General features: G+C 65.8%; 10 protein-coding genes. 5 read left to right on the top strand and 5 right to left on the bottom strand.

What is annotated here, in order from left to right; all coding sequences use genetic code 11:
* Positions 1–68 precede the first annotated feature (68 nt).
* The gene (gene ppdK / locus I2488_RS04045) at positions 69–2,732 is read left to right on the top strand and encodes a pyruvate, phosphate dikinase (RefSeq protein ID WP_196274527.1); all 2,664 of its coding nucleotides are present in this window, start codon (positions 69–71) and stop codon (positions 2,730–2,732) included.
* A 69-nt stretch (positions 2,733–2,801) separates the two neighbouring features.
* On the opposite strand, the gene I2488_RS04040 is transcribed toward ppdK, so the two are convergent.
* Complete coding sequence (locus tag I2488_RS04040; RefSeq protein WP_425492354.1) at positions 2,802–3,533, bottom strand: methyltransferase domain-containing protein; 732 nt, start codon at positions 3,531–3,533, stop codon at positions 2,802–2,804.
* Between the two features lie 123 nt (positions 3,534–3,656).
* Between I2488_RS04040 and I2488_RS04035 the strand changes: the two genes are divergently transcribed.
* The 4 genes from I2488_RS04035 (at position 3,657) to I2488_RS04020 (ending at position 7,562) form a co-directional block, all read left to right on the top strand.
* Positions 3,657–4,445, top strand: coding sequence for a ComF family protein (locus I2488_RS04035; protein ID WP_196274525.1), 789 nt, complete (start codon positions 3,657–3,659; stop codon positions 4,443–4,445).
* Positions 4,446–4,886: 441 nt separating this feature from the next.
* Complete coding sequence (gene hisI / locus I2488_RS04030; protein ID WP_246465493.1) at positions 4,887–5,222, top strand: phosphoribosyl-AMP cyclohydrolase; 336 nt, start codon at positions 4,887–4,889, stop codon at positions 5,220–5,222.
* A 31-nt stretch (positions 5,223–5,253) separates the two neighbouring features.
* A complete protein-coding gene (locus tag I2488_RS04025; protein ID WP_196274523.1) occupies positions 5,254–5,730 on the top strand; it encodes a MerR family transcriptional regulator in 477 nt (158 codons plus the stop codon).
* A 29-nt stretch (positions 5,731–5,759) separates the two neighbouring features.
* Positions 5,760–7,562 carry an acyl-CoA dehydrogenase C-terminal domain-containing protein gene (locus I2488_RS04020; RefSeq protein ID WP_196274522.1) on the top strand — a complete coding sequence of 601 codons (1,803 nt, stop codon included), beginning with the start codon at positions 5,760–5,762 and terminating at the stop codon, positions 7,560–7,562.
* A 33-nt stretch (positions 7,563–7,595) separates the two neighbouring features.
* Here I2488_RS04020 and I2488_RS04015 read toward each other — a convergent pair whose 3' ends face one another.
* The 4 genes from I2488_RS04015 to I2488_RS04000 all read right to left on the bottom strand — a co-directional run bounded on the left by I2488_RS04015 (position 7,596) and on the right by I2488_RS04000 (position 11,001).
* A complete protein-coding gene (locus tag I2488_RS04015; protein WP_196274521.1) occupies positions 7,596–8,300 on the bottom strand; it encodes a dienelactone hydrolase family protein in 705 nt (234 codons plus the stop codon).
* Between the two features lie 5 nt (positions 8,301–8,305).
* On the bottom strand, positions 8,306–9,223 hold the full coding sequence (gene cysK, locus I2488_RS04010; RefSeq protein WP_196274520.1) for a cysteine synthase A: 918 nt from the start codon (positions 9,221–9,223) through the stop codon (positions 8,306–8,308).
* Between the two features lie 54 nt (positions 9,224–9,277).
* Positions 9,278–10,573: an MFS transporter gene (locus I2488_RS04005; protein WP_343070978.1), complete on the bottom strand. Its 1,296-nt coding sequence runs from the start codon at positions 10,571–10,573 to the stop codon at positions 9,278–9,280.
* A gap of 89 nt (positions 10,574–10,662) precedes the next feature.
* Complete coding sequence (locus I2488_RS04000) at positions 10,663–11,001, bottom strand: PilZ domain-containing protein (RefSeq protein ID WP_196274519.1); 339 nt, start codon at positions 10,999–11,001, stop codon at positions 10,663–10,665.
* Between the last annotated feature and the right edge of the window lie 10 nt (positions 11,002–11,011).

Below are 11,011 nucleotides of genomic sequence, written 5' to 3'. Positions count from 1 at the left end.
ATCGGCGACGCGCCGAATCCGGCCCTATCCGGCAAGAACAGACTGACGCAGGGAGCCTTGGTGGCGAAATGAGCGCATACGTATTCCACTTCGGCGGCGGCGCATCGTCTTCGGACGCGCGGGCCAAGGACAAGACCATCGTCGGCGGCAAGGGCGCGAACCTTGCGGAAATGGCGGGCATCGGCCTGCCGGTCCCCCCGGGCTTCACCATCACCACCGAAGTCTGCACGGCCTACAACGCCAGCGGCAAGACCTTCGACGATGCCCTGCGCGCAGGCGTCGCCAATGGCGTCGCCCATATCGAAAAGGCCACCGGCCGCACTTTCGGTGATGCCACCAACCCGCTGCTCGTCTCGGTCCGCTCGGGCGCACGCGTCTCGATGCCGGGCATGATGGACACGGTCCTCAACCTCGGCCTCAATGACCAGACCGTCGAAGGCCTCGCCGCAGGCTCCGGCGATCCGCGCTTTGCCTGGGACAGCTACCGCCGCTTCATCCAGATGTATTCCGACGTGGTGCTCGGCCTCGATCACCACCGCTTCGAAGACGCCCTGGAAATCGTCAAGGAAGACAACGGCTTCTTCAACGATGTCGAACTCGGTGCCGAACACTGGCAGGCGCTCGTCGGCGAATACAAGGCCATCGTCGAAGACCAGCTCGGCCGCCCGTTCCCGCAGGACGTGCACGAACAGCTCTGGGGTGCCATCGGCGCCGTGTTCGACTCCTGGGAGAGCGACCGCGCCAAGGTCTATCGCAAGCTCAACGACATCCCGCACGACTGGGGCACCGCCGTCAACGTGCAGGCGATGGTCTTCGGCAACATGGGCGATACTTCGGCCACCGGCGTCGCCTTCACCCGCGATCCGGCGACCGGCGAGAAGGCCTACTACGGCGAATGGCTGGTCAATGCCCAGGGCGAGGACGTCGTCGCCGGCATCCGCACCCCGCAGTACCTGACGCTCGCTGCCCGCGAACGGGCCGGGGCCAAGCCGCTGTCGATGGAAGAGGCGATGCCCGCGGCCTACGCCGAACTCGCCGCCGTCTTTGAACTGCTCGAAAAGCACTACAAGGACATGCAGGACATCGAGTTTACCGTCGAGCAGGGCAAGCTGTTCATGCTGCAGACCCGCTCGGGCAAGCGCACCGCCAAGGCCGCGCTCAAGATGGCGGTGGACATGGTGGCTGAAGGCCTGATCGACGAGGCGACCGCGATCAAGCGCATCGATCCGATGGCGCTCGACCAGTTGCTGCACCCCACGCTCGATCCCAAGGCGCCGCGCGACGTCCTGACCAAGGGCCTCCCCGCATCGCCGGGCGCGGCTTCGGGTGCAGTGGTGTTCGACGCCGATACTGCACAGGCCCGCGCCGAGCGGGGCGATGCCGTGATCCTCGTCCGCGTCGAAACGTCGCCCGAGGACATCCATGGCATGCACGCGGCCAAGGGCATCCTCACTGCGCGCGGCGGCATGACCAGCCACGCCGCCGTGGTCGCGCGCGGCATGGGCCGTCCTTGCGTCTCGGGCGCATCGGGCGTTTCGATCGACATGGCCAGCCGTACCGCGAAGATCGGCAACCGCGAGGTCAAGGAGGGCGATATCATCACCCTCGATGGCTCGAACGGCGATGTCATGGCGGGCCTCGTGCCCACCGTGGAGCCGGAACTGGTCGGCGACTTCGGCACGCTGATGGTCTGGGCCGACAAGCACCGCCGCATGAAGGTGCGCACCAACGCGGAAACCCCGCTCGATTGCCAGGTCGCGCGCCAGTTCGGCGCCGAGGGCATCGGCCTGTGCCGCACCGAGCACATGTTCTTCGAGGCAGGTCGCATCAGCGCCGTCCGCCAGATGATCCTCGCCGAGGACGAGGCAGGCCGCCGCGCTGCGCTCGCCAAGCTGCTGCCCGAGCAGCGCAGCGACTTCCAGTCGATCTTCGAGGTCATGGCGGGCCTGCCCGTCACGATCCGCCTGCTCGATCCGCCGCTGCACGAATTCCTGCCCCACGCCGATGCCGAGTTCGCCGAACTTGCCGAAGCCACCGGGCTCGGCGTTGAGCACCTGAAGCGCCGCGCCGGGGAACTCCACGAATTCAACCCGATGCTCGGCCATCGCGGCTGCCGCCTCGGCATCACCTTCCCCGAAATCTACGAGATGCAGGCCCGCGCCATCTTCGAAGCTGCCTGCGACGTCGCCGACAAGAGCGGCGAGGCGCCGATCCCCGAAGTGATGATCCCGCTCGTCGCCACGCGCAAGGAACTCGAGATCCTTCGCGCCTTGGTGGACCGGGTCGCGCTCGAGGTTTTTGCCGAGAAGGGGCGGACTTTGGAGTACATGGTCGGCACCATGATCGAACTGCCGCGGGCGGCGCTGATGGCGGGTGAGATTGCCGAGGAGGCGAAGTTTTTCTCGTTTGGAACCAATGACTTGACCCAGACGACGCTGGGCGTGAGCCGCGACGACGCCGCGCGCTTCCTCAACCCCTACGTCGACCAGGGCATCTACCCGCGCGACCCGTTTGTCAGCCTCGACATCGAAGGTGTCGGCCAACTCGTTGAATTGGCTGCAGAACGTGGCCGCAAGGCGCGTCCCGACATCAAGCTTGGCATTTGCGGCGAACATGGCGGCGACCCGGCTTCGATCGCGTTTTGCGAGAAGACTGGCCTCGATTACGTCTCGGCCAGCCCCTATCGCGTGCCGATTGCCCGCCTTGCCGCGGCGCAGGCAGCACTGAGCTGATAACCTATTTGGAGTGTTTCCCCGGGGAAACACTCCAACGTGGCCTTCTGAAGCTTCCCCGAAGTCCGCTCAGAACTTGGGCGGACGGAGAGTCTTGGCCCAGCCGCTCAGCGTCAGGATCTCGAACCGCTCGGTCACCTTGCCGTCCGCATCCCTGCGCGCATCGAAAGCTGCCTGGGCGCGGGCAAGGGCGGCCTTGCCCAGCGGTGTTCCGGGCCGGGCAAGGCTGTTGCTCAGGCCCTGCGCGCGGATGTCGGCGATCATCCCCGCGAACGAGCGGAAGCGCACGTCGATGTGGTGGCTGTCGATCACCGGATCGGCAAAGCCTGCACGCTGCAGCAATTGGCCCCCTGCGCGCACGTCCACTTGCGGGTGGATGCGTGGCGAGGGGCGGTCGTCATCGGCTTCGAGCATCATGCTCCGCAGCGTCGGCAAGGACCCCGCCCCGAGGAAACAGGCGATCATCAGTCCGCCATCGGCAAGAGCGCGGCGCAGATGCACCAGCGCCCCGGGCAGGTCGTTGACCGTGTCCAACGTGCCGATGCTGGCGATGAAGTCGTACCCGGCAGGGGCAGGGTAGGGCGCTTCCTCGTCGACGAGCCGGTCACCGAGTGCCGGATCACGGCGGTCGACAGTTACGCCGGTGGCCTCAAGCGCGGCGCCGATCGCATGCGTCCAGTCGCCGATCACGAGCGCCCGGCGCGGCTCGTGCCGCAGGAAAGACAGGCGCTCCAGCACGTCCTCGGCCATATCCCCGTGGATATAGCGTGGGGCGTCCGGCGCCATCTGCAGGTGCGCCATGCGGCGGCGGACGGCATTCCGCCGTTCTGGAGCAAAAATAACGGGAGGTGTACTGGCCATTTCCGGGCAGTGCCCTTGTCCGCCCGTCTTGCCAAGAGGGGCATTCGTGCGACGATACCGCCCATGCAGCTTTCAACCATTCTCACGCCTATGGTGGACTTCGTATTCCCGCCGCGTTGCCCGCTCTGCGGCAGTCCGGTCGCGGCGCATGGTGGGCTTTGCCTCGCGTGTTGGGATACGCTGGTTGTGCCGACGGGAAGCTGCTGCAAGCTGTGCCAGCGACCGATGGGCGAGCAGCACGGCATCGAAGCCGATCTGATCTGTGCGCCCTGCATGGCCGAGCCGCCGAAGCACTCCGGCATCGCAGCGGCGACGCTCTACAACGAGCCATCGCGGGCGCTGGTCCTGGCGTTGAAGCATGGCCGGAAGATTGGTCTGGTGCCGATGATGGCGCGGATGATCTTGCCCCGGCTTGGCGGGCTGGAGGGCGACTGGCTGGTGGTGCCTGTGCCGCTGCATCGCTGGCGCCTGATGCAACGCGGGTTCAACCAGTCGGCCTTGCTGGGCAGGGAGGTGGCGCGGCTAACTGGCAAGCGCTTGCTGGTAGACGCTCTCGTCCGTGCCAAGGCGACGCCTTCGCTGGGTGGCCTGAACCGCAAGGCTCGCGCCCGCGCACTGAGCGGCGCGATCCAGTGCAATCCTCGCTGTCTGGCCGAGCTGGCGGGAGCGCGCGTGCTGCTGGTCGACGACGTGATGACCAGCGGCGCGACGACCGACGCCTGCATGGTTGCCCTGCGCAAGGCCAAGGTGGCGGAAGTGCGGATCGCCTGCTTCTCGCGCGTCCTTGATGAAGCGCTTGACGGTCTTCGCGAAGCGCCTCTCTCAGCGGGAGGATACGAAAGCGAGGGCTGATTCAAAAGGAAACGCCCGGAACCGAAGCCCCGGGCGTCCTCGTGACGAAAATCTTGCGGCGTCCGCGTTGACCGCGATACCGACGGCCCCCTGACCGTCCCGCTTTTTACCCTCACCTTCCGGTCCGGCTTCCCGCGGCCCTTTGGGCCTGCGGCGAGGCGGCTGACCGGCCCCTCATCAAGTGTTCCCTGAACGTTGGCGCTACGTCCATTGCCGCCCGGTTGCGGGCTGGCGGTTCAGTTCGCAGTTCCCTCAAACCGCTGTCTCTTCATCACCCATTCATGCGGCCAGCGAAAGCGGATTGTGCGCGGCCTTATGGATTTTGCCACCCTGTGTGGTTATCCTGCAACAAATCCGCCACGCAATGGCGGTCCAGAAAAGGCAGTGATCATCTTGTCCACCACCAGCGATACCGCCTTGCGCGAGCAGGGTACTGAATTGATGCCGAAATTCGATGCAAACGGGCTGCTTACGGCGGTGGCTGTCGACCATGGCACGAATGCCCTGCTGATGTTGGCGCACATGAACCGCGAGGCGCTCGACAAGACGCTCGAGACGGGGTTTGCGCACTTCTTCTCCCGCTCGCGCGGCAAGCTGTGGATGAAAGGCGAGAGTTCCGGGCACGTGCTGCGGATTGTCGAGATTCGCGTGGACTGCGATCAGGACGCATTGGAGCTTCGCGTGGAGGCGGCGGGTCCGGCCTGCCACACATTGGCGCCGACGTGCTTCTACCGGCGGGTTACGCCCGAGGGGACGCTGGAACGCATAGTCGATTGACGCTTACGTAAAGGTTAGTTAGCTTGGCGACATGTCACAGCATGCCGCCACAGCGACTCGCGATCCGTCTGTACAGAACGAGCATACCGGGCATCTCGATCAGCCCGATGCGCTCAAGCGTGACCAGTTCACCATCTCCGACCTCTCGGGCGAGTTCGGGGTGACGGCGCGCGCCCTGCGGTTCTACGAGGACGAGGGCCTGATCGCGCCGGAGCGGATCGGCCTGTCGCGCATCTATTCCAAGCGGGACCGTGCCCGGCTTGCCTGGATCATGCGCGCCAAGAACGTGGGCTTCAGCCTCGCCGAAATCCGCGACATGATCGACCTCTACGACATGGGTGATGGCCGCGCCGAACAGCGCCGCGTCACCATCGCCAAGTGTCGCGAGCGGATCGAGAACTTGCGCCGTCAGCAGGCGGACATTGCTGCGACCATCGATGAACTGACCAGCTTCGTCGATCTCGTCATCGCCAAGGAGCGGTCAGAAGGCCGCGATCCGACGGCCTGAAGGCCGGACGCTCAAAGGGACAGGACCACATGCCGATCTACACCGCGCCCACCCGCGACACCCGCTTCGTCGTCAACGAACTGATCCGCCTGGAAAGCTACGGCAACCTGCCGGGCTTCGAGAGCGCGACACCGGACATGACCGATGCGATCATCGAGGAAGCCGGACGCTTCGTTTCGGAAGTCATCGCGCCGCTCAACCTTTCGGGCGACAAGGAAGGCTGCACCCGTCATCCCGATGGCAGCGTGACCACGCCGACCGGCTTCAAGGATGCCTACCGTCAATACGTCGAAGGCGGATGGGGCACGCTCTCCGCGCCTGAGGCATATGGCGGGCAGGGCCTGCCGCACGTGATGGGCTTCATCATGGAGAAGTACCTCGCCACAGCCAACCAGGCCTTCGCGATGTACCCCGGCCTTGCCAACGGCGCGATCTCGGCAATCATCGCCAAGGGCTCGCCCGAGCAGCAGGCCAAGTACCTGCCCAAGATGGTGACCGGCGAATGGCTGGGCACGATGAACCTGACCGAGCCGCACTGCGGCACCGACCTCGGCATGATCCGGACCCGCGCCGAGCCGCAGGCCGATGGCTCCTATGCGATCACCGGCACCAAGATCTTCATTTCGGCGGGCGACCATGACCTGACCGAGAACATCATCCACCTCGTCCTTGCCAAGACACCGGGTGCGCCGGAATCGAGCAAGGGCATCTCGCTGTTCATCGTGCCGAAGTTCATCGTCAATGACGACGGCTCGCTGGGCGAGAAGAACGGCGTCTCGGTCGGCTCGATCGAGGAGAAGATGGGCATCCACGGCAACGCCACCTGCGTGATGAACTACGACGGGGCGAAGGGCTGGATGGTCGGCGAGGAGAACAAGGGCCTTGCCGCGATGTTCATCATGATGAATGCCGCGCGCCTTGGCGTGGGCATGCAGGGGCTGGCGCAGGCTGAAGTCGCCTACCAGAACGGCCTTGCTTATGCGCTCGACCGCCGCCAGGGCCGCGCGCTGACCGGGCCGGCAGACCCGCAGGCCAAGGCCGATCCGATCATCGTCCATCCGGACGTGCGCCGCATGTTGATGGACGCCAAGACCTTCATCGAGGGCATGCGCGCGCTGTGCCTGTGGGGCGCCCTGCAGGTCGACCTTTCGCACAAGGCGGCAACGGCGGAAGAGCGCCAGATGGCCGACGACCTGATCAGCCTGCTGACGCCGGTGATCAAGGGTTATGGCACCGACATGGGCTACAAGGTCGCCACCGACATGCAGCAGGTCTGGGGCGGCCATGGCTACATTGCCGAGAACGGCATGGACCAGTTCGTGCGCGATGCGCGCATCGCCATGATCTACGAAGGCACCAACGGCGTTCAGGCGATGGACCTCGTCGGCCGCAAGCTGGCGCTGAATGGTGGTCGTGCGATCCAGGCGTTCTTTGCGCTGATCGATGCCGAGTGTGCGGAGGAGACTTCGGACGAGACGGTGAAGCTGGTGGCTGAGCGGCTTGCCAAGGCGAACGGCGAACTCAAGGCGGCGACGATGTGGTTCATGCAGAACGCCATGGCCAATCCGAACAACCTTGGCGCGGGCGCCTATGCCTACATGACGCTGACCGGCATCGTCTCGCTCGGCCTGATGTGGCTGCGCATGGCCAAGGTTGCGGCTGCGGCGATTGCCGATGGTGCCGAGGACAAGGCGTTCTACGAGGCCAAGCTGACCTGCGCCCGCCACTGGGCGACGCGCTACACCACCGAAGCGGGGGCGCTGCGCCGTCAGGTGGAAGCCGGCGGCGAGACGATCATGGCGCTGACGCCGGAACAGCTGGCGATCGCCTAATCGTAGGCAGGGAGGCGCCAAGCGCCTCCCTGATCAGTCGAGCACTTCGTCCAGCAGTTCCATCAACGCTGACCAGCTCTGGCGGTCGGCGCTGGCGTCATAGCCGATGGCGGCCATGCCACGGGCGTCGCTGCCGGGATCGGTGAAACCGTGCTTGACCCCGCTGTAGCTGTGGAAGTGCCAGTTGGCTGCGGCCGCGTCCATTTCCTCCCAGAATGCCATGACCTGGCTGCGCGGCACCATCGGGTCGGCGTCGCCATGGCAGACGAGGATGCGCGCCTTGACCGCGCCGGGCCGGGCAGGGGCTTGCGTATCGAGCAGGCCGTGGAAGCTGGCGGCGAGGACGATATCGGCGCCATCGCGGGCGAGTTCCAGCGCGGCTTGCCCGCCCATGCAAAAGCCGATGGCGGCAACCGGCAGGCCTTGCGCTTCCGCTAGTGCGGTCAACGCGTCGAGGCCTGCGTGCAGGCGCTGGCGGTAGCCTTCGCTGGTGGCGCGCAAGGGGCCTGCCAGTTCACGAGCGTGATCGAAGTCGCGGACCTGCACGCCGTAGAAGTCGGCAATCATCGCCAGATAACCCGCCTGCGCCAGCATGTGGGCGCGGCGGATCATCGGGGTGTTGCAGTTGGCGATGGTCGGCAGGACGAGCACGGCGGCGCGGGGCGGGCCCTCGGGCTTTACCAGAAAGCCGGTGAGGGCCACGTCGCCGTCGGCGTAATCGACCTGTTCGACCGCCATCGGACTTACTCCGGCAGGAAGTCCGGCACCGAGAGATAGCGTTCGCCCGTATCGTAGTTGAAGCCGAGGACGCGGGTTCCGGCGGGCAGGCTCTGCAGCTTCTGGGCAATCGCCGCCAGGGTTGCGCCCGAGGAGATGCCGACGAGGATGCCTTCCTTGGCCGCGCACTGGCGGGCCATTTCCTTGGCATCGGCCGGATCGACGGTGATCGCGCCGTCGATCGACTTGGTGTGCAGGTTGCCGGGGATGAAGCCAGCGCCAATGCCCTGGATCGGGTGCGGGGCGGGCTGGCCGCCGGAGATGACTGGCGAGAGGGTCGGCTCGACGGCATAGGCCTTGAGCGAAGGCCAGTGCTTCTTGAGTTCCTCGGCGCAACCGGTGAGGTGGCCGCCGGTGCCGACGCCGGTGATCAGCACGTCGATCGGTTCGCTGGCGAAGTCCTTGAGGATTTCCTGCGCGGTGGTGCGAACGTGGACGGCGACGTTGGCCGGGTTGTCGAACTGCTGGGGCATCCATGCGCCTTCGGTCGATTCGACGAGTTCGCGGGCACGCTCGATCGCGCCCTTCATGCCCTTTTCGCGCGGGGTGAGGTCGAAGGTGGCACCATAGGCGAGCATCAGGCGGCGGCGTTCGAGCGACATCGATTCGGGCATGACGAGGACGAGCTTGTAGCCCTTGACCGCGGCCGCCATGGCGAGGCCGATGCCGGTGTTGCCCGAGGTCGGCTCGACGATGGTGCCGCCGGGCTTGAGGCTGCCATCAGCCTCGGCAGCCTCGATCATGGCGAGGCCGATCCTGTCCTTGATCGAGCCGCCGGGATTGGCGCGCTCGTTCTTCACCCATACCTCGTGGTCGGGAAACAGGCGGGACAGGCGAACATGCGGGGTGTTGCCGATAGTGGCGAGGATGGAATCCGCTCTCATGTCGCTTGCTCCTTTGGTGAAGGGATTGGTTGGAGTCTGACTTACAGCCTAGGACTATCTGTATCGCGCTGCAAAGGTTCGTGCGTTCTTCAATTCGGGGAAAAGGAAGAACCATGCGCCCGTAACGACTATAGCCGAAACGCCGCCGAAGATGACGGCTCCGACCGCGCCGATCAGTGCCGCTGCCACGCCGGATTGCATTTCGCCCAGTTCGTTCGAGGCCGAGATCGCAAGGCCTGAGATCGACGAGACGCGGCCGCGCACGTCGTCCGGCGTGTGCAGCTGGACGAGCGTGTTGCGGATGAACACCGAGACCATGTCGCCTGCACCGACGCCCATCAGCATCAGCAGCGACAGGTAGTAGTTGGTCGAAAGACCGAAGCCGATGGTGAACAGGCCGTAGACGACGACGCCGAGCAGCATCTTGTTGCCGACGTTGTGGGCGATGGGGCGCTTTGCCAGCACCAGGCCGACCAGCACCGCGCCGAGGCTCGGCATGGCGCGCAGGAGGCCGAGGCCGTCCGCGCCGACCGGCTTGCCGTCAAGGAACAGGATGTCTCGGGCGAACACCGGGAGCAGCGCGGTCGCGCCGCCGAGGAGGACGGCGAACAGATCGAGCGTGACGCAGCCGAGCAGGAAACGGTCGTTCCAGACGAAGCTGAGGCCATCGCGGATCTGGCGCAGGGGATGCGTGTCGCGGTTGCCGGGCGGCGGCGGCAGCTTGCGGATGCCGAAAATGCAGAAGGCGGCCAGCGCCAGCAAGACCGTCGCGGTCCAGTAGGGCAGGGAGGCGTGGCCGGCGAAGAGGAGCCCGGCAAGAGCCGGCCCGAGGACCGAGCCGGTCTGCCAGGCCATCGAATTGATGGCCACCGCCTTCGGCATCAGTTCGGCCGGCACGACATTGGGCGCCACCGAGGAAAGCGCCGGGCCGATGAACACGCGAGCAGTGCCATGCAGCGCGCCGAGGCCGAACAGCAGGGGCAGCGTCAGCAGGTCGAGGTAGGTGCAGCTGGCCAGAGTCAGCGCAATCGTCAGGTCGATGCAGGTGGAAAGGCCGGCAACGTTGCGCCGGTCAAACCTGTCCGCCACGACGCCGGCGACCGGGGTCAGCAGGAACAGCGGCAGGAACTGGGCAAGGCCGAGCAGGCCGAGCTGGAATGCCGCCTGCGCGATGGACATGCCGTACTGGCCGCGCGCCACATCGTAAAGCTGGTAGCCGAGGATGACGACCATGCCCGAAGTCGCGAGGACCGAGAAGAATCGGGCGATCCAGAAGCGCCGGTAGTCCGGAATGGCGAGGGGGGAGCCGGGTAGTGTCGGCGCGGCAGGATCGGGTGTCAGGCTGGTCACCCGCGTGCAATGCCAGCCCTTTGCCGCGATGCCAAGAAAGCAAAAATTTGGGGTTCGTCAGCGTTTCGCAGGGTGGATCCGGTGGCGCGTCAGCCCTGGCTGCGCGAGCGGGGACCGGGCTGGAGCGAGCGGATCATCTTGTTGAAATCATCGAGGCGGATGATGCGTTCAAACTGGAATCCGGCGCGATCGCCGTCGGTCCAGACCAGAAATGCCTCGATGCGGCCGACTACGGGCAGGCGAACCGTGACGCGCTCTCCGCGGCCGAGGTCCTGCGCGCCATGCGCCATGAACCCGGTGGTCGAGATATTGGCGAAATGCAGCATGATGTCACCGAGCGCGCGATGCTCGCCGATCACGGGCAGATTCACCGGATGCCGCGTCGAACGGCGCAGATCGGTGACTGAAAGCTGGGCTCCGCCGCGCATCGTTCCTCCT

The organism is Novosphingobium jiangmenense, from assembly GCF_015694345.1.
Classification (GTDB): domain Bacteria; phylum Pseudomonadota; class Alphaproteobacteria; order Sphingomonadales; family Sphingomonadaceae; genus Novosphingobium; species Novosphingobium jiangmenense.
This window is presented reverse-complemented; position numbering and strand designations above follow the sequence as displayed.